This is a genomic window from Luteimonas sp. BLCC-B24, from assembly GCF_028550595.1.
In the GTDB taxonomy this organism is placed as follows: Bacteria; Pseudomonadota; Gammaproteobacteria; order Xanthomonadales; family Xanthomonadaceae; genus Luteimonas.
In genome coordinates, this window is record NZ_JAQQGN010000005.1 from 117,985 (window position 1) to 143,551 (window position 25,567).

General features: G+C 69.0%; 19 protein-coding genes. 15 read left to right on the forward strand and 4 right to left on the reverse strand.

Annotated features, from left to right (window positions below):
- Positions 1 to 96 precede the first annotated feature (96 nt).
- The 5 genes from PQS31_RS11635 to PQS31_RS11655 all read left to right on the forward strand — a co-directional run bounded on the left by PQS31_RS11635 (position 97) and on the right by PQS31_RS11655 (position 7,994).
- Positions 97 to 3,114 (forward strand): TonB-dependent receptor, encoded by a 3,018-nt coding sequence (locus tag PQS31_RS11635; RefSeq protein WP_272762897.1) that lies wholly within the window; start codon positions 97 to 99, stop codon positions 3,112 to 3,114.
- 82 nt (positions 3,115 to 3,196) lie between these two features.
- Positions 3,197 to 4,753, forward strand: coding sequence for a tryptophan halogenase family protein (locus tag PQS31_RS11640; RefSeq protein WP_272762898.1), 1,557 nt, complete (start codon positions 3,197 to 3,199; stop codon positions 4,751 to 4,753).
- 8 nt (positions 4,754 to 4,761) lie between these two features.
- The gene (locus PQS31_RS11645) at positions 4,762 to 5,469 is read left to right on the forward strand and encodes a SapC family protein (RefSeq protein ID WP_272762899.1); all 708 of its coding nucleotides are present in this window, start codon (positions 4,762 to 4,764) and stop codon (positions 5,467 to 5,469) included.
- Entirely contained in the window at positions 5,456 to 6,475 is a 1,020-nt protein-coding gene (locus PQS31_RS11650) for a cupin-like domain-containing protein (protein ID WP_272763048.1), read from the forward strand. Before PQS31_RS11645 ends, PQS31_RS11650 begins: the two co-directional genes overlap by 14 nt.
- A gap of 10 nt (positions 6,476 to 6,485) precedes the next feature.
- Positions 6,486 to 7,994: a tryptophan halogenase family protein gene (locus tag PQS31_RS11655; protein WP_272762900.1), complete on the forward strand. Its 1,509-nt coding sequence runs from the start codon at positions 6,486 to 6,488 to the stop codon at positions 7,992 to 7,994.
- Positions 7,995 to 8,036: 42 nt separating this feature from the next.
- On the opposite strand, the gene PQS31_RS11660 is transcribed toward PQS31_RS11655, so the two are convergent.
- A complete protein-coding gene (locus PQS31_RS11660) occupies positions 8,037 to 9,062 on the reverse strand; it encodes a LacI family DNA-binding transcriptional regulator (protein WP_272762901.1) in 1,026 nt (341 codons plus the stop codon).
- 206 nt (positions 9,063 to 9,268) lie between these two features.
- Here PQS31_RS11660 and PQS31_RS11665 point away from each other — a divergent pair, with 206 nt between their 5' ends.
- Positions 9,269 to 11,869: an exo 1,3/1,4-beta-D-glucan glucohydrolase gene (locus tag PQS31_RS11665; RefSeq protein WP_272762902.1), complete on the forward strand. Its 2,601-nt coding sequence runs from the start codon at positions 9,269 to 9,271 to the stop codon at positions 11,867 to 11,869.
- A 185-nt stretch (positions 11,870 to 12,054) separates the two neighbouring features.
- Positions 12,055 to 12,750, forward strand: coding sequence for a glutathione binding-like protein (locus tag PQS31_RS11670; RefSeq protein WP_272762904.1), 696 nt, complete (start codon positions 12,055 to 12,057; stop codon positions 12,748 to 12,750).
- A 6-nt stretch (positions 12,751 to 12,756) separates the two neighbouring features.
- On the opposite strand, the gene PQS31_RS11675 is transcribed toward PQS31_RS11670, so the two are convergent.
- The gene (locus PQS31_RS11675; RefSeq protein ID WP_272762905.1) at positions 12,757 to 13,374 is read right to left on the reverse strand and encodes a hypothetical protein; all 618 of its coding nucleotides are present in this window, start codon (positions 13,372 to 13,374) and stop codon (positions 12,757 to 12,759) included.
- Positions 13,375 to 13,477: 103 nt separating this feature from the next.
- Here PQS31_RS11675 and PQS31_RS11680 point away from each other — a divergent pair, with 103 nt between their 5' ends.
- From PQS31_RS11680 to PQS31_RS11690, 3 genes are all read left to right on the forward strand, one after another.
- Positions 13,478 to 15,748, forward strand: coding sequence for a S9 family peptidase (locus PQS31_RS11680; protein ID WP_272762906.1), 2,271 nt, complete (start codon positions 13,478 to 13,480; stop codon positions 15,746 to 15,748).
- Between the two features lie 70 nt (positions 15,749 to 15,818).
- The gene (locus PQS31_RS11685) at positions 15,819 to 16,250 is read left to right on the forward strand and encodes a cytochrome c oxidase assembly factor Coa1 family protein (protein WP_272762907.1); all 432 of its coding nucleotides are present in this window, start codon (positions 15,819 to 15,821) and stop codon (positions 16,248 to 16,250) included.
- Positions 16,251 to 16,318: 68 nt separating this feature from the next.
- Positions 16,319 to 18,115 carry a DUF885 domain-containing protein gene (locus PQS31_RS11690; RefSeq protein WP_272762908.1) on the forward strand — a complete coding sequence of 599 codons (1,797 nt, stop codon included), beginning with the start codon at positions 16,319 to 16,321 and terminating at the stop codon, positions 18,113 to 18,115.
- A gap of 48 nt (positions 18,116 to 18,163) precedes the next feature.
- On the opposite strand, the gene PQS31_RS11695 is transcribed toward PQS31_RS11690, so the two are convergent.
- The gene (locus tag PQS31_RS11695) at positions 18,164 to 18,862 is read right to left on the reverse strand and encodes a YdcF family protein (RefSeq protein WP_272762909.1); all 699 of its coding nucleotides are present in this window, start codon (positions 18,860 to 18,862) and stop codon (positions 18,164 to 18,166) included.
- A 123-nt stretch (positions 18,863 to 18,985) separates the two neighbouring features.
- Here PQS31_RS11695 and PQS31_RS11700 point away from each other — a divergent pair, with 123 nt between their 5' ends.
- From PQS31_RS11700 to PQS31_RS11715, 4 genes are read left to right on the forward strand one after another with little or no spacing between them, the layout of a single operon-like run.
- On the forward strand, positions 18,986 to 20,188 hold the full coding sequence (locus PQS31_RS11700) for a beta-ketoacyl-[acyl-carrier-protein] synthase family protein (protein ID WP_272763049.1): 1,203 nt from the start codon (positions 18,986 to 18,988) through the stop codon (positions 20,186 to 20,188).
- Positions 20,185 to 20,961 carry a beta-ketoacyl synthase chain length factor gene (locus tag PQS31_RS11705; RefSeq protein ID WP_272762910.1) on the forward strand — a complete coding sequence of 259 codons (777 nt, stop codon included), beginning with the start codon at positions 20,185 to 20,187 and terminating at the stop codon, positions 20,959 to 20,961. Before PQS31_RS11700 ends, PQS31_RS11705 begins: the two co-directional genes overlap by 4 nt.
- Positions 20,958 to 21,779, forward strand: coding sequence for a glycosyltransferase family 2 protein (locus tag PQS31_RS11710; protein WP_272762911.1), 822 nt, complete (start codon positions 20,958 to 20,960; stop codon positions 21,777 to 21,779). The genes PQS31_RS11705 and PQS31_RS11710 overlap by 4 nt, the downstream gene beginning before the upstream one ends.
- Positions 21,779 to 23,407 carry an FAD-dependent oxidoreductase gene (locus PQS31_RS11715; RefSeq protein WP_272762912.1) on the forward strand — a complete coding sequence of 543 codons (1,629 nt, stop codon included), beginning with the start codon at positions 21,779 to 21,781 and terminating at the stop codon, positions 23,405 to 23,407. Before PQS31_RS11710 ends, PQS31_RS11715 begins: the two co-directional genes overlap by 1 nt.
- 156 nt (positions 23,408 to 23,563) lie before the next feature.
- On the opposite strand, the gene PQS31_RS11720 is transcribed toward PQS31_RS11715, so the two are convergent.
- Complete coding sequence (locus tag PQS31_RS11720; protein WP_272762913.1) at positions 23,564 to 24,658, reverse strand: PQQ-dependent sugar dehydrogenase; 1,095 nt, start codon at positions 24,656 to 24,658, stop codon at positions 23,564 to 23,566.
- Positions 24,659 to 24,726: 68 nt separating this feature from the next.
- Between PQS31_RS11720 and PQS31_RS11725 the strand changes: the two genes are divergently transcribed.
- Positions 24,727 to 25,236 carry a hypothetical protein gene (locus tag PQS31_RS11725; protein WP_272762914.1) on the forward strand — a complete coding sequence of 170 codons (510 nt, stop codon included), beginning with the start codon at positions 24,727 to 24,729 and terminating at the stop codon, positions 25,234 to 25,236.
- Positions 25,237 to 25,567 lie beyond the last annotated feature (331 nt).

Here is a 25,567-nt window from a genome sequence, read left to right on the forward strand (position 1 = left end):
CCAATGCAGCGGTCTCATGCCGTCCGCGCACCGTGCGGCCTGCAGGACCCACAACTCGAACACTCATTCGTGTGATCCCTTGGGAGGGGACGATCCATGAACCGACTGCGTGCTGTTCCAAAACAGCGGCTGCTGACGTCTGCGTTGCTGCTGGCCATCGCCTCGCCGGCCCTGGCCCAGGTCGCCGAGCCCGTGTCCTCGTCCGAAGCCACCGAGCTCGACGCGGTCATGGTGACGGGTATCCGCGGCAGCCTCGAATCGTCGATGAACCTCAAACGCGATGCCCGCGGCATCGTCGACGGCATCATTGCCGAGGACATCGGCAAGTTCCCCGATACCAATCTGGCCGAATCGCTGCAGCGCATCTCGGGTGTGTCGATCGATCGCTCCGCGATCGGTGAAGGCTCGCGGGTGACCGTCCGCGGCGTCGGCCCGGACTTCAACCTGGTCCTGCTCAACGGCCGCCAGATGCCGGCATCGAGCAACGGCGACGGCAGCAGCGTGTCGAACTCGCGCGCGTTCGACTTCGCCAACCTGGCCTCCGAAGCGATCTCCGCCGTCGAGGTCTACAAGAGCGGTCGCGCGGAGACGCCGACCGGCGGCATCGGTGCGACGATCAACGTCAAGACCGCCCGCCCGCTCGACAATCCCGGCTTCCGCGCGAATGTCGGCATCAAGGGCGTGCACGACACCTCGCTCGACAATCTGCCCGATTCCTACAAGGGCAGTTCGGTCACGCCGGAAGTCTCGGGCATCTTCAGCACCACCACCGCCGACGGCCGCTTCGGCATCGCGGTGACCGGCAGCTACCAGGAACGCGACCTCGGCTACAACCAGGTCTCGGTGCCGGGCGGCTGGCGCGGCTTCCGCGGCGACGAGGAGAACTGGGGCGCGATCCCGCAGCCGGGCGCGCCCGGCTCGGAGAACATCGTCAACCGGCCCGACCCCGACGACGTGTACTCGGTGCCGCAGAACCTCAACTACGCGATCACCGGCGTGCAGCGTCAGCGCACCAACGGGCAGGTGGTGCTGCAGTGGGCGCCGACCGACACGGTCACCACGACGCTCGATTACACCTACTCCGAGAACAAGATCCAGCAACAGCGCAACGACATGTCGGTCTGGTTCAACTACGGGCCGTCGAGCTCGTCGTGGACCGATGGTCCGGTGGCGGCGCCGCTGCTGTACACCGAGATCCTGCCCTTCACCTGCGACGCTGACAATGTGTGTCGCGGCGCGGATCTGGCGATGGGCGGCGCGGACATCGCCAACCGCAACGAGAACAAGTCGATCGGCTTCAACGTCGAATGGGAAGCGACGGATCGTCTCGGCTTCGAGCTCGACGTGCACAAGTCGACCGCCGAAACCAGTCCCGACAGCCCCTACGGCTCCGGCGGCACGCTCGGCACGGCCGCGTTCATCCGCGGCAACACCACGGCCGACTTCAGCGGCGACTTCCCGATCCTGACCGTGCAGTACCCGCCCGGATATACCGGCCCGCGCGCGTCCGACATGCTGGTGACCGGCTCGGTGTTCCACCGCAGCTACATGAAGTCGGAGATCGAGCAGGTCCAGGCCCGCGGCAATTTCCGCTTCGGCGACTATTCGCGCCTCGACTTCGGCGTCTCGGCGACCGAGGCCAACAACCGCACGGCCTACGGCAACGTGCAACGTGACAACACATGGGGTGGCGCGGAAGGCAGCGCCGAGGATTATCCGGACAACATCTGGATTCCGGACAACATGGGCCGGTATTTCGGTGCCTTCAGGGGCAGCGGCAATCCGGCATTCACCGACGAGTTCTTCCTGTTCGATTTCCGCACCGTGCGCGATCTCGCAGCGCAGTTCGCGGGCGACGAGTCGCTGTATCTGGCTCCGGCCGAGTACACCACCGACCGCCGCGTGACCGAAAAATCGCGAAGTGCCTACCTCCAGGTGAGCTCGAGCTGGGACATCGGCATTCCCCTGAACGCCGCCGCGGGTGTGCGCTACGAGAAGACCGAGGTGACGTCGTCGGCGCTGGTGCCGGTGGCGACCGCCCTGCTGTGGGAGTCGAACAACGAGATCGGCATCCAGCGCGAAGGGTCGGACTTCACCACGCTCTACGGTGACTACGCACACTGGTTGCCGAGCATCGACGTCAGCGCCGAGCTGACCGACTCGCTGATCCTGCGCTCCAGCTACAGCCGCACGATCGGGCGACCCGGCTGGGGCGACATCCAGGGCGGCCAGACGCTCAACGAACCGGTTCGCGTCGACGGCGGCACCGGCCAGCAGGGCAACCCGGGGCTGGAACCGCTGAAGGCCGACAATTTCGATCTGTCGCTCGAGTGGTACTACGCCGAGGCCAGCTATTTCTCTGTCGGTTATTTCCAGAAGAACATCTCGAACTACATCGGCACGACGATCATCCAGGCCACACCGTTCGACCTGACGACGCCGATCGGCGGCGCGTACTGGAACGCCGCCGTCGCCAATGCCTGTCCGACGACCGATCTGACCTGCATCCGCAACTACATCTTCACCAATTTCGACGGTCAGCCGGGCGTGACCCGGACCGGCTCCGATGCGGGCGGCAACGCGATCGGCACGATCACCGGCGTACCCGGCGATCCGATCGCGAACTTCCGCATCACGACGCCGGCCAACACCGGCTCGTCGAAGCTGGACGGTCTCGAACTGAACCTGCAGCACGTGTTCGGGCAGAGCGGGTTCGGCCTGGCGGCGAACTACACCTACGTCAACAGTCCCAACCTCAACTACGACAACACGAATCTGGGCGGCCAGTTCGCCCTGGTCGGCCTCAGCGATTCGGCCAACCTGGTGCTGTTCTACGACAAGGGCCCGTGGCAGGCGCGCGCGGCCTACAACTGGCGCGACCGGTTCCTGTCGAGCGGCTTCGACAGCGAGCGGCCGAATCCGGTGTACGTCGAGGAGTACGGCCAGCTCGACGTCAGCGTCGGCTTCAAGGTCAGCGAGCGGCTGACCCTTCAGGCCGAGGCGATCAACGTCACCGACGAAACCCAGCGCACCCACGGCCGCAACGGGCGCCAGTTGCTCTACGGCACCCAGACCGGGCCGCGCTACATGTTCGGCGCGCGCTACACGTTCTGATCGGGCACCCGCCCCGCGTCGTGGCCGTGTGCCGCGGCGCGGGGTTCGGGCATCCTGCCCGCTCGAGCCACTGGAGCGCCGCGTGTTGAACGGTCCTGTCCGCCATGTCGTCGTCGTCGGAGGCGGCTCCGCCGGTTGGTTGACGGCCGCCCTGCTGGCGGCCGACCACGACAGCGCATCGCCGAGCGGCCTGCGCGTGACCCTGATCGAATCGCCGGACGTGCCGACCATCGGCGTGGGCGAAGGCACGTGGCCGACGATGCGCGACACGCTGCGCCGGATCGGCGTGTCGGAGACCGACTTCGTACGTGCGTGCGACGCGACGCTCAAGCAGGGCTCGAAATTCGTGCGCTGGACGCGCGACCATGCGGACGACCACTACCACCATCCCTTCGTGCTGCCGCAGGGCTATCACGACGCGGATCTCGTGGCCGGCTGGCTGCGCCGCGGCGGCACGCCGTTCGATCGTCTGGTGAGCTTCCAGCCCGCGCTGTGCGATGCCGGGCGGGCGCCCAAGCAGTTCGGAACGCCCGAGTACGCCGCCGTCGCCAACTACGCCTATCACCTGGATGCGGCGAAACTCGGCCTGTTCCTGCGTGCGCACTGCACGCAGCGGCTGGGCGTGCGTCTGGTCTCGGACCATGTCGACGGTGTCGATGCGCAGGACAATGGCGACATCGCCGCGCTGCGCACCCGCGCGCACGGCCCGATCGAGGCCGACCTGTTCGTCGACTGCACCGGCATGCGTGCGCTGCTGATCGGCCAGCACTACGGCATCGACAGGACGCCCTGCGGCGACGTGCTGTTCAACGACCGCGCGCTGGCGCTGCAGGTGCGCTATCCGGAGGCCGACACGCCGATCGCCTGCCAGACCATCTCCACGGCGCAGGCCAACGGCTGGATCTGGGACATCGGCCTGTCGGCGCGGCGCGGCGTGGGCCACGTGTACTCCAGCGCGCACACCGATGCCGATGCCGTCGAAGCCGCGCTGCAGCGCTACATCGGTGCGACCGGCGGCGCGGAGTGCGAGATCATCGCCCGCCAGTCGCTGGCGTTCGATCCCGGCTACCGGCGCCGCAGCTGGCACCGCAACTGCGTGGCGATCGGGCTGTCGAGTGGTTTCGTCGAACCGCTGGAGGCGTCGTCCCTGGTGCTGGTGGAACTGGCCGCGACGATGCTCAGCGAGCAGCTGCCGGCCACGCGCGAGACCATGGACGTCGTGGCCGCCCGCTTCAACGACACGTTCGCCTATCGCTGGGAACGTGTGATCGAGTTCCTGAAGCTGCACTACGTGCTGTCGCAGCGCGACGACAGCGCGTACTGGCGCGACCATCGCGATGCCGCGTCCATGCCGGCGCGACTGGGCGAGCTGCTGACGCTGTGGCGCCACCAGCCCCCGTCGCGTTACGACCTGCCGCGTGTGGACGAGGTGTTTCCCTCGGCCAGCTGGCAGTACATTCTCTACGGCATGGACTTCCGGCCGCAGACACGTGCCACCACGCGGCGCGCGACCGATGCGGCGCGCGCCGAAGCGGCGTTCCGCGAGGCGGCCGACCTCGCGCGCAGGATGCGTCCGGCGCTGCCCGCTCACCGCGAACTGATCGACCACATCCACACCCGGGGCCTGAGCCCCGTCTAGGCGAGCCGATGGCCAGGACCGTGCAACTCAACAACGTCGACCACCGCGATCTTCGGGTCAATACCGGCCGCGGCGTCGCGCTCGGCGACGCCGTGATGTGGGCGATCACGTTTCCAGCGGAGTTCCGCAACGTGCAGGCGCACTATCCGATCGTCTTCGGTAAGTCCGCCGACGGCGAGTTCCAGCCGCTGGCGCTGTTCGGCTTCACCGAAGGACAGAACCTGTTCCTCCAAGGCGACCGCTGGGATGCGACCTACATCCCGCTGACGATCGAGCGTCAACCCTTCCTGATCGGCCGGTCCGTCGACGAGCTGCTGATGCACATCGATCTCGACCATCCGCGCGTCGGCAACGCGCGCGGCGAGGCCCTGTTTCTGCCGCACGGCGGCACGAGCGCGTACCTGGAACACGCCAGCTCGGTGCTCAACACCATCCACCAGGGCCTGCAGGGCACGGCGCCGTTCGTCGCCGCGCTGCTGCAGCACGACCTGCTCGAGCCGTTCGTGCTCGACATCCGGCTCGACGACGGCTCGGACAATCGCCTCTCGGGCTATTACACGATCAACGAGGAGCGCTTGCGCGTGCTCGACGGCGAGGCCTTCGCCGCCCTCGGCCGCGCCGGTCACCTGGAGGCGATCTACATGATGCTGGCGTCCGTGGTCCGCTTCCGCGACCTGATCGAGCGGGTCAACCGTGCCGCCGCTGCAGGTCGATAAGCGCATCCCGGAGCGCACGGGGCTCGATCCCCGCGCGCTTCCGGACGACGTCCTGCGCTCGGACACCCCGCTCGTGCTGCGCGGCCTGCTGTCCGACTGGCCGGTCGTACGCGCCGCGCGGACATCGCCGGACGCCGTCGCGCAGTATCTGCAGCGCTTCGAACGCCCGGCGGGACCGCCGGTGGTGGCGACGGTCGGGCCTCCAGAGATCGACGGCCGCTTCTTCTACGACGACACCCTTCAGGGCTTCAACTTCCGCCGGGAGAACGTGCCGCTGGGTGTCGCGCTGAAGACGCTGCTCAAGTACGCACCCGATCCCGCGCCCCCGGCGATCTACATCGGCTCGACCACCATCGACACCTGGCTGCCGGGCTTCCGCGCCGAGAACGATCTCCCGCTCGGCGGGCGCGATGCGCTGGCGAGCATCTGGATCGGCAACCGCACGCGGATCGCCGCCCACCAGGACCTGCCGGACAATCTCGCGTGCGTGGTCGCCGGCACGCGGCGCGCGACGCTCTTCCCGCCGCAACAGCTGGAGAATCTCTACATCGGTCCGCTCGATGTCACACCGGCCGGCCAGGCGATCAGCCTGGTGGACTTCGCCGACGTCGACCATGCGCGCTTTCCGCGCTTCGCCGAGGCGGTGGCGCATGCGCAGTGCGCGGATCTCGCGCCGGGCGATGCGCTGTTCATTCCCAGCATGTGGTGGCACCACATGGAAGCGCAGACCGCGTTCAACGTGCTGGTGAACTACTGGTGGCGCCAGGCGCCCGCGTGGACCCCGACGCCGATGGACGCGCTGCTGCACGCCATCGTCAGCATCCGTGATCTGCCCGGCACCGAGCGTGCGATCTGGCGTGACGCGTTCCGTCACTACGTCTTCGACTACGACGAAGACACGGTCGCCGGTCACGTCCCGGCGCCGGCACGCGGCGCGCTGGGCCCCCTCGATGAACCCCGCGCGCGGGCCATCCGCGCACGCCTGCGCACGCGCCTGGACCGCTAGGAGACACTCGATGCACGCTGCCGCTTCCGACCCGGGCCGTCCCCCCATCCATCGCGTCGTCATCGCCGGCGGCGGCACCGCGGGGTGGATGGCGGCAGCGGCCCTGTCGCGCACCTTGGGCAAGGTGCTCGACATCACGCTGGTGGAATCGGACGAGATCGGCACGATCGGCGTGGGCGAGGCGACCATTCCGACGTTGATGACCTTCCATCGCCTGCTCGGCATCGGCGAGCAGGCGTTCATGGCCCAGACCCAGGCCACGATCAAGCTCGGCATCAATTTCGAGAGCTGGCGCGACGTCGGCCGGGACTACTTCCACTCGTTCGGCCTGACCGGCACCGACCACTGGACGGCCGGCTTCCAGCATTTCTGGATGCGCGGGCGCGAACGGGGCCTGGCCAGCGCGTACGACGACTACTGCCTGGAGCTCAAAGCAGCGCTCGACGGCCGCTTCGCCCATTTGCCCAAGCGCAAGCTCAACTACGCCTACCACCTCGACGCGACGCTGTATGCGCGCTACCTGCGGCGCTTCAGCGAAGCGAACGGCGCGCGCCGGGTCGAGGGCCGGATCACCGAGGTGGTCACCGATGCCGATTCGGGCTGCATCGCCGCCCTGCAGCTCGAGAACGGCACGCGCGTCGAAGGCGACTTCTTTATCGACTGCACGGGCTTTCGCGCACTGCTGATCGAGAAGACCCTCGGTGTCGGCTTCGAGGACTGGTCGCACTGGCTGTTCAACGACCGTGCGTTCGCCGTGCCCACCGAAACCGTGCGCGACGCGGTGCCCTATACCCGTTCGATCGCCGGACCCGCGGGCTGGCAGTGGCGCATTCCGCTTCAGCACCGCGTCGGCAACGGCATCGTGTACTCCAGCCGCTACATGGACGACGACGCCGCGCGCGAGGCACTGCTGTCGAGCATCGACGGTGCGCCGCTGCGGGATCCGTTCCCGGTGCGCTTCCGGCCCGGCCAGCGCATGCGGTGCTGGGAGAAGAATTGCGTGGCGCTGGGCCTGGCGGCGAGCTTCATCGAGCCGCTGGAATCGACCACGATCCACCTGATCCAGCGCGGCATCATCCATCTGATGCAGACCTTCCCGCGCACGTTGTCGCAAGCCGATATCGACCAGTACAACATGCGCATGGCCGACGAGCTGCAGCACGCGCGCGATTTCGTGATCCTGCATTTCAAGGTGACCGACCGCCAGGACACGCCGTACTGGCGCGATTGCAAGGCGATGGCGATTCCCGACTCGCTGCGCCACCGCATCGATCTGTTCCGCGAAACCGGGCGGGTGTTCCACGTGCCGACCGAGCTGTTCGCCGAGAACTCGTGGATCCAGGTCATGCTGGGTCAGGGCATCTATCCGCGCGAATACCACCGCTCGGCGGATCTGATGGGCGATGCTGAGCTCAGGCGTTTCCTCGACGACATCCGCCAGGATGTGGACCGCACCCTGCGCCAGTTGCCGTCGCACATGGACTACGTGCGCAGCTACGCCCCCGCCGGCGCCGTCTGAGCCTCCGCGGCGGCCGCGCGGCGCCGCTGCCGCGCCGGCGTGTCATCCCGCTTTGCCCGGCGCCGGGCCGGTCGATTTGCGCACCTGCAGGGCATACGGCAGCTCCAGGGTTTCGCCGGCACTGCTGTCGCGGATCGCCTTGAGCAGTTCGAGACCGGCCAGGCGCCCCATCTCGCGGCTGGGCTGGCGCACGGTGGTCAGCGAGGGATAGATGTGGCGCGCGATCGGCATGTCGTCGAAGCCGCAGACCGAGACATCCCTGGGCACCGACAGGCCGCGCTCGCAGATCGCGCAGATCGCACCGGCGGCCATGTCGTCGTTGGCGGCGAAGATCGCCGTCGGCGGGTCCGGCAGTTCGAGCAGGCGATTGGTCGCGTCGAAACCCGATTCGTAGAAGAACTTGCCCGCGACGACCAGCGACGCGTCGTAGTCCAGTCCGGCCGCCTTGAGGCCATCCCGATAGCCGGCGAGGCGCCAGCCGCTGGCGCCGTGCGCCGGGTGGCCCTTGATGTGCGCGATACGGCGATGCCCGAGACCGGCGAGGTGCAGCACGACATCGCGCGCGGCGCTGCGCTCGTCGACCACGGTGCCGATCCGCCGGTTGCGCTCCTGCGCCGACACGCTGGCATACGGCACGCCCATCTCGTCGAGCCGTTTGAGCAGCTTCGCATCGTCGGTGATCGGCGGCGTCAGCACCACCCCGTCGAGCTGCGACTGCATGATCATCGACTCCACCTTGGCCACGATGTCGCTCGCGGTGTAGACCACGGGCGCGAGCATGAGGTTGTAGTGCTGCGACTGGCAGGCATCGAGCACGCCCAGTTCGACTTCCATCAGATAGTTGCTCGACGGGTTGTCGTAGAGCATGGCGATCAGGTACGAGCGCCGCCCGGCGAGCAGCCGCGCCGACGCCAGCGGCCGGTACTGCAGTTTCTCGACCGCCGCCTCGACCGCGAGCCGTGTCCGCTCGGATACGTTCGGTTCGTTGTTGAGCACGCGCGAGACGGTCTTTATCGACACGCCCGCCGCCTCGGCGACATCTTCGATCCGCACCCGCGTGTTGTTCATTCCGGCCATCCTGGTTTCGGTCGCGATTCTGCCAGAGACGCGGTGGAGGCCCGCATGCGGTGTGGATGACGCCGTGCAGCAAGCGTCGGACGCCGACCGCCGGTATGCTAATGCTTCAGTCTGACAACGCTGTCATCGTCCGCATCCGGCGCGGTGACCGCACGACCCCCGCGGTTCACCGCCCATCCCTGATCCGGAGCCCTTCGATGATCGAGTCGCATCGCCCCGCCCCTCCCTTCTTCCGCAGGGCGTTGTTGCCCGCGGTGCTCGCCGTGCTCGTGCTGGGCGCCGCCGGCTGCACGCGCGAGGACGCACCGGTCGCCACGGCGGCCACACCGGACACCGCGACACCGGCCGATGCCGGCGCGATCAATCCGGCCAACTGGCCCGACACCGCCTGGCCGTTCCCCGAGGACGCGGCACTGGAGCAGCGCATCACCGATCTCATGGCGACGATGAGCGTCGAGGAGAAGGTCGGCCAGATCGTGCAGGGCGACATCGCCGACATCACCCCCGAGGACGTGCGCAAGTACCGCCTGGGCTCGATCCTCGCCGGCGGCAATTCCGACCCGGGTGGCCGCTACGATGCCTCGCCTGCCGAGTGGCTGGCGCTGGCCGATGCGTTCTGGGAAGCGTCGATGGACACCTCGGGCGGCGGCAAGGCCATCCCGGTGATCTTCGGCATCGATGCCGTGCACGGCCAGAGCAACATCGTCGGCGCGACCCTGTTCCCGCACAACATCGGCCTGGGCGCGACGCGCAATGCCGAACTGATGCGCGAGATCGGCCGCGTGACCGCGATCGAGACCCGTGTGACCGGCATGGAGTGGGCGTTCGCGCCGACCGTCGCCGTGCCGCAGGACGACCGCTGGGGCCGCACCTACGAGGGCTATTCCGAATCGCCGGATGTGGTCGCCGCGTTCGCACCGGCCGTCGTCGAAGGCATGCAGGGCAAGGCGGGCGCGCCGGACTTCCTCAACGACCACCACGTGATGGTGTCGGTGAAGCACTACCTCGGCGACGGCGGCACGGTCGGCGGCAAGGACCAGGGCGACACCCAGGTCACCGAAGCGCAGCTGCGCGACATCCACAACGCGGGCTATCCGCCGGCGATCGCCGCGGGCGCGCAGGCGGTGATGGCCTCGTTCAACAGCATCCACGGCCAGCGCATGCACGGCCATCGCGCGTTGCTCACCGACGTGCTCAAGGGTCGCATGAACTTCGGCGGCTTCATCGTCGGCGACTGGAACGGCCACGGCCAGTTGCCGGGCTGCACGACCACCGATTGCGCGGCGACCTTCAACGCCGGTCTCGACATGGCGATGGCGCCCGACAGCTGGCGCGGCCTGTACGAGAGCACGGTCAAGCACGTGCAGTCGGGCGAGATTCCGATGGAACGCCTCGACGATGCCGTGCGTCGCATCCTGCGGGTGAAGTTCCGCATGGGCCTGTTCGACGCGCCCAGGCCGTCGGCGCGTGCGCTCGGCGGCAAGTTCGAACTGCTCGGCGCACCGGAACACCGGGAAGTCGCGCGCCGCGCGGTGCGTGAATCGCTGGTGCTGCTGAAGAACCAGGACGGCATCCTGCCGCTGGCCGCGAACCAGAACGTGCTGGTGGCCGGTGACGGCGCCGACGACATGGGCAAGCAGTCCGGCGGCTGGACGCTGAACTGGCAGGGCACCGGCACCAAGCGCGCCGACTATCCCAACGGCGACACCATCTGGGACGGCATCCGCACGCAGGTCACGGCCGCGGGCGGCACCGCGCAGCTCGCCGTCGATGGCCGCTACCGGCAGAAGCCGGACGTGGCGATCGTCGTGTTCGGCGAGGATCCGTACGCCGAATTCCTCGGCGACCTGCCGAACCTGCTGTACAAGCCCGGCAACGATGCCGATCTGGAACTCGTCAAGCGCCTGCGCGCCGACGGCATTCCGGTGATCTCGGTGTTCATCAGCGGCCGCCCGCTGTGGGTGAATCGCGAAATCAACGCCTCCAACGCCTTCGTCGCCGCCTGGCTGCCGGGTTCGGAAGGCGCGGGCATCGCCGACGTGCTGCTGCGCGGCGCCGATGGCCAGCCGCAGCACGACTTCACGGGCAAGCTGAGCTTCTCGTGGCCGCGCCGCGCCGACCAGTACGTCAACAACGTCGGCATGGACGGCTACGACCCGCTGTTCGCCTTCGGCCACGGCCTCACCTACGCCGACGACGGCAATCTCGACGTGCTGCCGGAAGACGCCGGCGTCAGTGCCGATGACGGACAGGCGGCAGGCTACTTCGCGCGCGGCGTGCCCGGCCCGGGCCTGCGCCTGGTGGTGACCGGTGCGGACGGCCGCGGCGCCGATGTGCTGCATCCGCGCGTCGCCACGCCGGACGGCACGCTCAGCCTGGCGGCAATCGACTACCAGACCCAGGAAGGCGCGCGTCTGCTCACCTGGACCGGCGATGCGACCGCCGAACTGCTGTCGCATTCGCCGTTCGACATCAGTCGTGAAACGAATGGCGACTCGCTGCTGCTGGTCACACTGCGCGTCGACGCCGTGCCTGCCGGCGGTGATATCACCCTCTCGGCCGGCTGCGGCGACGGGTGCACGGCGGCCCTGCCGGTGCGGGAATGGCTGACATCGCTGCCGCGCACCGAGTGGGTGACCGCGGGCATTCCGCTCAAGTGCCTGGCCGTTGCCGGCCTCGACACCACGCGGGTCAGCACGCCGTTCGCGCTCCGCGCCCCGGCCGGCCTGACCCTGGGCCTGGCGGACGTGCGCATCGGCACAGACGCGACCCACAGGCTCGACTGTCCGACGCAGTAAGCCTGCATGTCGCCGGGGCCGCGCGCGATGCGGGGCACCGGCCGCGGGACCGACAGCGCCGCCTCCGGGCGGCGTTGTCGGTTCCGCAGCCCGGTCCGTCACCGGAACGCAGCGTGCGCGCCGCATCCACGCCACATTCCCGCGGCGGGCCTAGACTCGATGCCCCTGTTCCGCGGAGCGTCGCAATGATCGACCTGCACTACTGGCCCACGCCCAACGGCCACAAGGTCACGCTGTTTCTGGAAGAAGCCGGACTCGACTACACGATCCACCCGGTCAACATCGGCAAGGGCGACCAGTTCAGGCCCGAGTACCTCGCGTTTTCGCCGAACAACAAGATGCCGGCGATCGTCGATCACGCGCCGGCCGACGGCGGTGCGCCGCAGACCGTGTTCGAGTCCGGCGCCATCCTGCTGTATCTGGCCGAGAAGACCGGACAGTTCCTGTCGACCGATCCGCGCACGCGTGTCGAAACGCTGGAATGGCTGTTCTGGCAGATGGCGGGCCTCGGACCGATGACCGGCCAGTACGGCCACTTCAACGTCTACGCGCCGGAAAAGATCCCCTACGCGATCGAGCGTTACACCAACGAGGCCAACCGCCTGCTGCAGGTGCTCGACACACACCTGAAAGGCCGCGACTTCATCGCCGGCGACGCCTACTCGATCGCCGACATGGCGGCTTATCCGTGGATCGGTGTCTACGACAAGGCGCCGATCGACATGACCCCGTATCCGGAGGTGCAGCGCTGGCATGAGTCGATCAAGGCGCGTCCGGCCACGGAACGCGCATACGCGAAAGCGAGGGACGTGAATCCAGATGCCGGCAAGGCGATGAGCGACGAGGAAAAAAAGCTGCTGTTCGGGCAGGGACGCCGCTGAGGCTAACTATTTCGGAAAGATCATTTCCAAGGCTTTACTCATCTCACTTCTAGCGGAAGTGAGATGGTCGCCCTTTCCCGGCTGAAGAGAACTGCCGAAGCCTCGAAAACGAGGTGCCGATGCGATTGAAACATCTGCGCCGCAGAAGCTTTCCATGCGGCGCACTGCATTTCCGATGTGTTGATACGCAAGCATCGCGGTAGCGCCACGAGCAACAAAGATTGGCTTCAGATCCTCTATCAGATCCAAAGCTTCTTGAGCTCTTCCCCTTGCACGCTCAGCCTCGAGTTCGACCTCCCTCTCATCTTCCATGCTGCGCTCCGCCCCTCCTGTCACCTTGACAAGATCTTCGTAGCGTCGAGTGCCGTCTGTGACGGTTCCAAGGATCGCCTCGACCGAAGTCCGAAGTGATTTCCTTGCTTCGTACTCCTTCCTTTCGCTTACCCAAGCGGCTCCAAACACAGCGAGAGCGGCGCCAATGATTGCGCCAAACAGAGTCGATATCCCCTCTGGCAGGGCATAGGGCAGCAACGGAAGCCGCAGAAAGAGGCCAGCGGTCAGACCTAGCGCAAAAAGCAGCGCGTATTCGAACGATCCGGTGTAGCTCCACGATCTTCTGAACATGGATTTCCTCCTGCTTAGTCGTTGCGGCGGACACACTGACCGACTTAGGACCGCACCGCCGTTCCGGACTTTAGACTAGGCGCCTCGCTCCACTGGACCCGCCATGCGCTCCGTACTCGCTGCCGCCGCCCTGATGCTCGCCACCACGCCTGCCCTCGCCGTCACGCCGCCCGCCTCCGGCGGGCTCACGCTCGAAGCCATCACCGGCGACGCGCCGCTGTCGGGGCCGACGCTGATGAAACCGCAGGTCGCACCGGACGGTTCGCGCGTGACCTTCCTGCGCGGCAAGGACGAGAACCGCAACCAGCTGGACCTGTGGGAATACGACATCGCCAGCGGGCAGACACGGATGCTGGTCGATTCCAAGGTCGTGCTGCCGGGCGAGGAGACGCTCAGCGACGCCGAGAAGGCACGCCGCGAGCGCCAGCGCATCGCCGGCCAGTCGGGCATCGTCGATTACCAGTGGGCGCCGGATGCACGCACGTTGCTGTTTCCGCTCGGCGGCGAGCTGTATCTCTACGACCTGTCGAAGTCCGGTGCCGATGCGGTGCGCCAGCTCACCGACGGCGGCGGCTTCGCCACCGACCCGAAGGTCTCGCCGCGCGGCGGCTTCGTCAGTTTCGTGCGCGCGCGCGATCTGTGGGTGATCGATCTGGCGACCGGTGCCGAGCGCCGGCTGACCACCGACGGCAGCGACGTGATCGGCAACGGCGTCGCCGAGTTCGTCGCCGACGAGGAGATGAACCGTCACACCGGCTACTGGTGGGCGCCCGACGACAGCGCCATCGCCTACGCGCGCATCGACGAGTCGCCGGTGCCGGTGCAGAAGCGCTACGAGGTCTATCCCGACCGCACCGAAGTGGTCGAGCAGCGGTATCCGGCCGCGGGCGACGACAACGTGCGCATCACCCTGCACGTCGTCGCCCCGCACGGCGGTGCGGTCACGGACGTGGATCTGGGCAGCAACCCGGACATCTATCTCGCCCGGGTGCAGTGGCGCGATGCGCAGCGCCTGACCTTCCAGCGCCAGTCACGGGACCAGCAGCGACTGGACCTGATCGAAACCACGCTCGCCACCGGCGCGCAGCGCACGCTGGTCACCGAGCGCAGCCGCACCTGGGTGCCGCTGCACGACAGCCTGCGCTTCCTTGACGACGGGCGGTTCGTGTGGTCGTCCGAGCGCGACGGCTTCCAGCATCTGTACCTCGCGTCCGAGGACGGACGCCGCATGACCCAGCTCACCCGCGGCGACTGGCCGGTCGACGAACTGCTGGCGGTCGACGAAGCCGCCGGCCGCGTCTACTTCCGCGCCGGCATGGCGCTCGAAGGCGGTCAGGCGCGGCCGCGCGCGACCGAATCGCGGCTCTACAGTGTGGGCCTCGACGGCGGGCGCGCCTACACCGCACTGTCGAGCGACCCCGGCATGCACGGCGCCAGCTTCGCGCGCAATGCCTCGGTCTTCGTGGCCACCTGGTCGAACACCACCACGCCGCCGCAGATCGCCCTGCACCGCGCCGACGGCACGCGCATCGCGACCCTGGTCGAGAACGATCTCGCCGCGGCCGATCATCCCTACGCGCCGTTCCTCGCCGCGCATCGTCCGACCGAGTTCGGCACGCTGTCCGCCGCCGACGGTCGCACGCCACTGCACTACTCGCTGATCAAGCCGGCCAATTTCGACGCGACGAAGCGGCATCCGGTCGTCGTGTTCGTCTACGGCGGTCCGGCCGCGCAGACCGTGCTGAACACCTGGCCCGGCCGCGCGGACGCGAGCTTCCACCAGTACCTCGCGCAGCAGGGTTACGTGGTGTTCTCGCTGGACAACCGGGGCACGCCGCGTCGGGGTCGCGACTTCGTCGGTGCGCTGTACCAGCGCCAGGGCACGGTCGAGGTCGAGGACCAGTTGCGCGGCGTCGAGTGGCTGAAGTCGCAGCCGTGGGTCGACGGTGAGCGCATCGCAGTCAACGGCTGGTCGAACGGCGGCTACATGACGCTGATGCTGCTGGCCAAGGCGCCGGACGCTTACGCCTGCGGCATCGCCGGCGCGCCGGTCGCCGACTGGGCGCTCTACGACACGCACTACACCGAGCGCTACATGAACCTGCCGCAGGCCAACGTCGACGGCTATCGCGAGGCCAGCGTGTTCACCCACGCCGGCAACATCAAGCCGAACGCGCTGCTGCTGATCCACGGCATGGCCGACGACAACGTGCTGTTCACCAATGCCACGCAGCTGATGAGCCAGCTGCAGCAGGCCGGCACGCCGTTCGAGCTGATGACCTATCCCGGCGCCAAGCACGGCCTGCGCGGCCGTGACGCGCTGCACCGCTATCGCACCAGCGAGGCGTTCCTCGCGCGGTGCCTGACGCGCTGACGCGCCTGTCGATGGGCGCAGTTCCACCGCCTGTGCCGGCAAACGGACGCGTGCCACCGCAGCGGGGGTAGTGCAGCACCACTGGACATGGGCCGTTCCCGCGCTCGCCGGCGCAGCGGCCCTGCGCGTCGCGCTGTCGATTGCAGGCGTGCTGCTGGCGCTTCGAAGCGTCATCGTGGCGTCTGCGGTCTGTCAGGATGCGCTCGACCGGGCACGTGCGGATGCGCGCGTCGTCGCGCACCTGGGCGATGCGATCGCGCCGGGCGTCCTGCCGGTCGGCGCGATCGAAACGAGCAGCGCCGGCGGCGGATCGGGGCGCGCGGCCTTCGTCATCCGGCTCGAGGGCAGCACCGGCGCCGGCATGCTTCATGTCGAAGCGCACCGCTGGACCGGGTTCTGGATCTGTCGCGAATTGACGTTCGTCGCAGATGCCGCGCCCGGGCCGATCGACATCGTGCTCCCCGGCACTCCGGTCCCGGCACGCGCCGCTGCGGCGCCGTGACCTCCGGCCGTTGCCGGCGCGCACGCGAGCGCCTACCGTCGGCGTTCGTCCTCGCCGCTGGTGCTGCCATGAAACCGCTCGTCCTCGCGATTGCCCTGTCTCTCGCCGCGCCGCTCACGGCCCTCGCCCATACCGATGACGCGAAGACCGCCGTCGCCGCATCGCAGGCCGCGTCACCGGCCTGGGTCACGCGCAGCAACGAACTCGCGCAGATCCTGATCGATGCCCAGGCGCCGTTCCAGCCCGAGTCGGCCGGTTTCTTCGGCATTCCGGGCTACGACGACCAGGTCGCGGATTTCGGCCCCGACAACGCCCGCCGCTATCGCGACGCGATGACCGCAGCGCGCGCCAGGCTGCAGACCCAGCTCGAACTCGAGCGCGATGCCAACGTGCGTCAGGACCTGCAGATCCTGCTCAGGAGCATCGACGAGAGCATCGAGGGCAGTACCCTCAACGAGCGCTACCTGCTGCCATGGACCGATGCGCCGCAACTGATCTTCGGCGGCATCAACGGCCTGCTCTCGGCGCAGACCCCGCCCGAACGACGCGTGCACGCGCTGGCCCGGCTGCAGCGCTATGCCGGTCTCGCCGAGGGCAGTACGCCGATCACCACCCTCGCGCGCCAGCGCTACGAGGAGCGCCTGTCGAATCCCGATCTGCTGCCGCCCACGAAGCGCGAGGTGCAGCGCGCCCTCGACAGCGCCGACACATATATCGCCGGCATCCGTGCGCTGTTCGACGAGTACGGAATCGAGGGTGCCGAGCCGGCGCTCGAGGCGATCGCGAAGGAGATCTCCGCCTACGCCGACTGGACCCGCAGCACCGTGCTGCCGAACGCGCGCGAGGACACGCGCCTGCCGCCGGAGCTCTATGCCTTCGGTCTCAAACAGTACGGCACCGACGTCGACCCACAGCTGCTGATGCAGCGCGCGCAGCTGGCCTTCATGGAGATCCGCGCGCAGATGCAGCAGCTCGCGCCGCTGGTCGCGAAGGAAAAGGGCATCGACGCCACCGACTACCGCGGCGTGATCGCGGCGCTCAAGCGCGACACGATTCCCAACGATCGCCTGGAAGCGAGCTACCGCGAGGTCATCGATGCGATCGACCCGATCATCGAACGCGAACACATCGTCGACGTGCCGCAGCGGCCGATGCAGATGCGCCTGGGTTCGGAGGCCGAATCCGCCGCCTCGCCCGCGCCGCATTTCCGCCCCGCGCCGCTGGTGGGCAACACCGGACAGCAGGGCACCTTCGTGCTGCCGCTGGGCAACCCCGGCGGCGACGGCGAAGGCGACGCCTACGACGACTTCAACTTCGACGCGGTGCGCTGGACGCTGTCGGCGCATGAAGGCCGCCCCGGCCACGAGCTGCAGTTCACCGCGATGGTCGAGCGCGGCGTGTCGCTGGCGCGGTCGATGTTCGCGTTCAACTCGGTCAACGTCGAAGGCTGGGCGCTGTATGCCGAAGCCGAACTGGTGCCCTACGAGCCGCTCGACGGCCAGCTGATCGCCCTGCAGTTCCGCCTGTTGCGCGCGGCGCGCGCGATGCTCGACCCGATGCTCAACCTGGGGCTGATCGACCGCGAACGCGCCGGCCGCATGCTGACCGAGGACGTGATGCTCTCGCCCGCGATGGCGCGCCAGGAACTCGACCGCTACACCGTCAACGCACCGGGGCAGGCCACGAGCTACTTCTACGGCTACACGCGCATCCTGGAGCTGCGCATGCGTACCGAACTCGCACTGGGCGACAGGTTCGACCGCCGCGCGTTCAACAACTTCCTGCTCGACCAGGGCCTGCTGCCGCCCGACCAGCTGGCCGAAGCGGTGGAAACGGGCTTCATCCCGGCGCCCCTGGCGCGCTGAGGCCGCATCGGGGCCGGGCCGGGCGCGCCCCGGGCGGCCCTGCGGCTTTCAGCTCAACCGCGCCAGCATGCGGCGGTGGCCGATGATCCGCGCCCAGCGCGTGCCCAGATCCATCCAGCAGACGTAGGCCGCCTCGCGCGCGATCAGGCCGAGCGTCTCCGGGCGCCAGGACAATGCGGGCTCGGCGGCGCAGACCTCCCAGTCCAGGCCCATGCGGCCGGCGAGGAAGGCGCAGCGGGCGAGGTGATACCGGCTGCTCAGCAGGATCACCACCGGCGGCGCCTCGACCGGATCGCCCTCGGCCAGCAGCAGGCGCGCGTTGCGCAGGTTCTGCACCGTGTCGCGCGACTGGTCTTCCAGGCGGATCGGAGCATCGGGCGCGAGGCCGAGGTCGAGCAGGGCCTGCCGGGCCAGTGCGGCCTCCGTGGGGCCGCCCTCGGGACCGCCCCCGAGCAGCAGCAGGCTGCGCGGCGGGCGGGATTCCCATACCGTGGCCGCGCGTGCCAGCCGCGCCTGGAAATCGGCATCGAGCCGACCGTCGGGCGCATGCTTGCCGAACAGCAGCAGACAATCCCCACGGCCCGGCGCGCACGGCGCGGCCCGCGCCACCCGCCAGACGTGGACCACGTAGCCCACGTACACCAGTCCCAGGCTCAACACGCACGCCGCGCCGGCCACGACCAGCGCATGCAGCGCGTCGCCGTCGGCGAGCAGGCGGAGACGGTGCAGCAGGCGGGATCTGGCCAAACGCGTCGGGTCCGGAGCGCCCGCGACGGGGCGAGGCTGAATTCTAGACTCACGCGCGCTGGCTATACTCGGCGGCCTTCACCACGGACCGAACGCGTGCCCTCGACGCCGTCGCCCCCGCCGATGCCGGCCATCGCCATCCGCGCCTACACGGCGACCACCGCGCTCGGTCGCGGCAACGCCGCCCAGCGCGAGGCCCTGCGTGCGCGGCGCAGCGGGCTGCGTCGCAACGACTTCGGCGACGCACCGCTGCCGACCTGGATCGGACGTGTCGACGGCCTCGAAGACGCCGCCCTGCCCGCCGCACTGGCGCGCTGGGAGTGCCGCAACAACCGGCTCGCCTGGCTGGCGCTGCAGCAGGACGGCGTGCAGGCCGCACTCGATGGCCTGATCGCGCGTCACGGCGCCGAGCGCATCGCGCTGGTCATCGGCACCTCGACCTCCAGCATCGGTGCCAGCGAGGAGGCCTATGCCCGCGCGGAGGTCGATGCCGACGGGACGCGCCGGATGCCCGACGACCTGGCCCGGCCCATCGTCCACACCCCGCATTCGCTGGGCGATTTCCTGCAGCACGCCACCGGCCTGCGCGGCCCGTGCATCACCGTGGCCACCGCGTGCTCGTCGAGCGCCAAGGTGTTCGCGCAGGCGGCGCGGATGATCGAGGCCGGCGTCGTCGACGCGGCACTCGTCGGCGGCGTCGACACGCTGTGCGGCAGCGTGCTGTTCGGCTTCAACGCGCTGGGCCTGGTCTCGCAGAATCCCTGCCTGCCGTTCGACGCGCATCGCGACGGCCTGTCGCTCGGCGAGGCCGGCGGCTATGCGGTGCTCGAGCGTGCGGGGCCCGACGAGACCGGTCCGCTGCTGCGCGGCTACGGCGAATCCAGCGATTCGCACCACATGTCGGCGCCGCATCCCGAAGGGCTCGGCGCGCTGCTGGCGATGCGCGGTGCGCTCGCGCGCGCGGGCATCGATGCGGGCGAGGTCGGCTATCTGAACCTCCACGGCACCTCGACCCCGGCCAACGACACCGTCGAGGCCGGCGCGGTGAAGACACTCTTCCCGGACACGCTGCACGCCAGTTCGACCAAGGGCTGGACCGGGCACACGCTCGGCGCGGCGGGCATCGTCGAATCGGTGTTCGCGCTGTTCGCGCTGGAAGACGGCCTGTTGCCGGGCATCCTGTACAGCGAAACACCGGACGCGGCCTGTGGGCCGCAGATCCGCTTCGACAACGCCGAGGCCGAGATCCGCTACGCGATGAACAATTCCTTCGGCTTCGGCGGCAACAACTGCGCGCTGGTGTTCGGCCGCGGAGCGGCGGCATGAGCGCGCTGACCGCGACGATTGCCGGCATCGGCTTCTGGGCCGACGGCCTGCCCGACTGGGACGCCGCCACGGCCTTCGCCCGCGACGGCGTACGCCCGGAGACCGCACCCGCGCGGCCTGCGCCGCAGCTGCTGGCCCCGAACGAACGCCGGCGTGCACCCGGCTCGGTCGCGGTCGCGCTCGAGGTCGCCCTCGCCGCATGCCGCGCCGCCGGTCGCGACCCGGCCACGCTGCCGTCGGTGTTCGCCTCCACCCACGGCGATCTCGCGATCACCGACTACATGTGCGAGACGCTGGCGACCGACCCGACCGCGGTGTCGCCGACCAAGTTCCACAATTCCGTGCACAACGCCGCTGCGGGCTACTGGACGATCGGCGCCGGCTGCACCGAGGCGGCGACGGCGATCAGTGCGTTCGACGGCACCTTCGCCCAGGGCCTGCTGGAAGCGGTGCTGCAGTTGGCGACCGGCAGCGACGCGGTACTGCTGGTCGCCTACGACACGGCGGCCACCGGCCTGCTGGGCACGGTGACGCACAGCGAGGGCCTGCTGGGCGCGGCGCTGGTGCTGAGCCGGGGCGGCACCGGCCCGCGCCTGAGCCTCGCACTGCGCGACGGCGACGATACGCCGGCGACCGGCCCGCTCGCGACCCGTGCCGCAGGCAACGCGATGGCGCAGATGCTGCCGCTGTTCGATGCGCTCGCCACCGGCACGTCCGAGGCGCGGCTCAAGGCCGGGCCGCACCGCCAGCTGGTGGTGGAGATCGCGCGATGACCACCGCCCGCCTGCATCGCGGCAATGTCGCGGTGGTGATTCCGGCGCTCAACGAGGCGCTGCGGATCGACGAGGTGGTCAGCAGTGCGCTCGACCACTGCGATCACGTGATCGTCGTCGACGACGGCTCCGACGATGCGACCGCCGAGATCGTCGCGGCGCTGCCGGTGACCCTGCTGCGCCACGCGCAGCGCATGGGCAAGGGCGCCGCCCTGCGCGACGGTTTCGCCGAGGCACGCCGGCGCGGGTTCGAGGCCGTGGTCACGATGGACGGCGACGGCCAACATCGCGCCAGCGACATCCCGCGGCTGATCGAGGCGGCCAACCGCCATCCGGGCTGCATCGTCAACGGCGCGCGTCTGAGGAAGCGCGGGACGCAGCCCTGGTACCGCCGCATCGGCAACGATTTCGGCGACTGGGGCATCGCCTGGGCCTGCGGCTACCGGCTGGTCGACAGCCAGAGCGGCCAGCGTCTCTATCCGGCCTCCGTGCTCGCGCTCGAGCACGTGCCGGGCGAGGGCTTCGTCTACGAGGCACAGATCCTGATTTCGGCCGCGCGCGAACTCGGCTGCGGACTGGTCTCGGTGCCGGTCGAAACCCGCTACCGCAGTGCGGATTCCGACGAACAGTTCCGCCAGAGCCACTTCCGCCTGGTGCACGACCTCTATCGCATCACCGCGCACGTGACCGCGCAGGTCCTGGCGCAGGGCGACATCGTCGGCCGCTACCGGCAGCTGCGCCGCCGCCCGCCGGTCATCGACGATCCGGGCAACGATCTCGCCGCACCGCCCGCGGCGACCATGCAGGAGACAGGATGATGCGCGACGCCGATTCCGCCCGCCGCACCGACGTCGCCGTTCTCGGCGGCGGACTGGCCGGTCTGACGCTGGCGCTGCAGTTGCGCCGGCAGCATCCCGAACTCGATGTCACCGTGATCGAACGCCGCCAGCATCCGGTACGCGAGGCGGCGCACAAGGTCGGCGAATCCAGCGTCGAGATCGGCGCGCACTATTTCGCCAACGTCCTGGGCCTGCGCGAGCACCTGGATACCGAGCAGATCCGGAAGTTCGGTTTCCGCTTCTTCTTCTCCGACGGCAGCGACCACGTCGACCGCTGCACCGAGCTGGGCGTGAGCCAGCTGATGCCGACGCCGTCGTGGCAGATCGACCGCGGCCGCTTCGAGAACCATCTGGGCGAACGCGCGCGTGCGCTCGGCGTGCGCTTCGACGACGGCGCGGTGGTCCGTGGCATCGATCTGGCCGACGACGCGTCCGATCACACGGTCCACGTCGAACGCGACGGCACTACGCATGCACTCGCCTGCCGCTGGGTGGTCGATGCCAGCGGGCGTGTCGGCCTGCTCAAGCGCAAGCTGGATCTGGCGATGGCCAATGCGCACAACGCGAACGCGGTGTGGTGGCGCGTGGACGGCTTCGTCGATCCCAACGCCTGGTCGGAGGACACGCAGTGGCTGCAGCGCTGCGATCCGCCGGACCGCTGGCGTTCGACCAACCACATGTGCGGGCCGGGCTACTGGTTCTGGCTGATTCCGCTGTCGTCGGGCGCGCATTCGCTGGGCATCGTCTGCGACGCGGACATGCACCCGCTCGACACCATGAACACACACGCCAAGGCGATGGACTGGCTGCGCCGCCATCAGCCGCAGGTCGCCGCCAGCCTCGATCGCAGCGAGCACACGCTGCAGGACTTCATGTTCCTGCGCAAATTCTCCTACGGCTGCAAACAGGTGTTCTCGCGCAACCGCTGGGCGCTGACGGGCGAGGCCGGGCTGTTTCTGGATCCGTTCTACTCGCCGGGCAGCGACTTCATCGCGATCAGCAACACCTACATCTGCGACCTGATCGCCCGCGAGCAGGCCGGCCGCGACATCACCCACCATGCCGAACTCTATCAGCAGCTGTATTTCTCGTTCTACGAGAACACGCTGACGCTCTACCAGGACCAGTACGCGCTGTTCGGCGACGAGCAGGTCATGCCGGTCAAGGTGATCTGGGACTACACCTACTACTGGGCGCTGCTGGCGCCGCTGTTCTGCAGCGGACGCATCACCGACCTGGCCACGCTGGGGCGGCTGCGCCCAGCGTTCAACGAGGCACGCGCGCTGAACCTCGCGGTCCAGCCCCTGCTGCGCGCCTGGGGCGCGGCCAATGCCGGCGGCCCCCGGCCCGAGGCCCGGTTGCTGGACCAGTTCAAGATCGACTGGTTCTGCGACATGAACGCCGCGCTGCACGATGTCATGGATACCGACGCGTTCGTGGCGCGGGTCGACGCCAACGTGGCGCGGATGCGCTGGCTGGCCGGCGAGATCCTGCAGCGGGCACGCAAGCACCACCCCGCCATCGACGACCAGGGACTGGGCGCGCTGCTGGCGTCCGACGCCCCGCCGCCGTCGCTGGCACCGGTTTGGTACGCCGACGCCGCCTGACGCACGCCTCGCCCCTGCGCCGGCTGCCGGCACGCGCGACGCGTCCAGGCTGCGGATAGGGCTGACCAAACGGGCACCGCGTCCGCAGACGCGGTGCCGCATGGCGTCGGATTCCGGATGCGTTCCGGAGCGCGGCTGCGTGGCCCGCGCATCCGATCAGTTGGGCACCAGCCGCAGGACCCGTCCGTCGGATTCGTCGGTGAGCACGTAGAGCGCACCGCCGGGGCCGACGCGCACGTCGCGGATGCGCTCACCGAGATCGTCGAGCAGGATCTCCTGGGCTCCCGGAGCGCCACCGGCCATCGGAATCCGCCGCAGGCTCTTCTCGGCCAGCGCGGCGACGAACAGATTGCCGTCCCAGCCCGGGAACGCATCGCCGTCGTACAGCGCCAATCCGGCAGGCGCGATCGACGGCGTCCAGTGCAGGACCGGCTGTTCCATGCCGGTCATCCGGGTGAACGGCGTGATCAGCGCGCGGCTGTAGTCGCGGCCGAAGCTCACCAGCGGCCATCCGTAATTGGTGCCCGGCGTGATGATGTTGAGTTCGTCGCCGCCGCGCGGGCCATGCTCGTGCGCGTAGATGCGGTCGCGCGCGGCATCGTAGACCAGGCCCTGGATGTGCCGGTGGCCGTAGCTGTAGATCTCCGGCAGCGCACCCGCGCGACCGACGAACGGGTTGTCCTTCGGCACGCTGCCGTCGGCGTGGATGCGCACGACGGTGCCCAGGTGGCTGTCGAGCTTCTGCGACTCCTCGCGGAAGAAGAAGCCGTCGCCGAGGCCCATCAGCAAGGTGCCGTCGGGCAGCAGCAGCAGACGGCCGCCGCCGTGGGCGTCGCCGGATTTCGACGGATGGGTGGTGAAGATCGGCTGCACGTCGCTCAGCCGCTGGCCGTCGAAACGCGCACGTACGATGCGGGTGTGGTTGGCGTTCTTGTCGCCGTGCACGAACGACAGGAACAGCACGCCGCTGCGTTCGAAGTCCGCCGCCGGCAGCACCTCGAGCAGGCCCGACTGGCCGGAGTCGAACACCGCCGGCACGCCTTCCACGGGAGCCTCGCGCAAGGCGCCGTTCTCGATGACGCGCAGCCGTCCCGGGCGTTCGGTGACCAGCGCACGGCCGTCGGGCAGGAAGGCGATCGACCAGGGATGCTCCAGGCCCTCGGCCACCGTTTCGACACGGAATTCCGCCCGGGCCGGCACCGCGGCCACCAGCAGCACACCCAGCACGAACGCCCCCAGACCTCGCATCATCACTCGCTCTCCATCGCGCCTATGCGCCAATCGAACGTCGAGTCGATCACGAAACGGGAGAACAGCGAGTGAAAACGTCGGCACTGAAAGGCGTGGTTCCCGCATTCCTGCTGGCGCTCGTGCTGGCCATCGTCTGGGGCTCGATCGTGCAGAGCCAGTACAACCTGGCGGCCCTGGCCTCGATCGGCGCGGACGTCGGCTCGGTGCGGCTCCAGGTCACGCTGCGCGACATCTTCAGCGGTTTCTCGCTCACGTACGGCGGTTACGTGGTGGCGCCCGCACTCCTGGTCGCGTTCGGCGTGGTCGCGCTGCTCGAACCGAAAGCGCCGGCCGCCGCGCGCGTTCCGCTTTACGCACTGGCCGGCGTGGTCGCGCTGTTGATCGCGATTCCGTTGGTCAACTGGCTGTCGCCGGTGGCACTGCTGGTCGGGGCGACGCGCGAGTGGTCCTGCGCGTTCTGGATGGCGGCCGCCGGCGTGCCTGCAGGCCTGCTCTACGCCCTGCTCGCCCCCGCGCGCCGCCGGGTCACGGAGGCGCCGCCGGTGCTGGTGCACGCGCCGGACTCGCGTCGCGGCTGACCGCGCACTGCGGCCATCCACGGCACGGCACGCGTGCCGATGATGTGTCTGCGCGCGCTTCGCCGCGCCAGTCTTCTTTCGTGTCACGTGCCTATGCCGGTACCGCGTAGCACGGGTCGCTGGAGCTCTGACCGCGCACGCGCCCGTCGCGTCATGCCGCGCTCGAATCGACCGAACGGCGACACGCCGGTATACCCACTCCGGACACCGCGCGTTCCCGCGCCGGGCGCGATCGCGCAACGCCGATCGCAACCGACGCTGTCGGCGAATAGTCACCGGCGCAAATGCGGACCTCATCCGCGAACGCGCCGCTTGCGCGGCGCGTCGATGT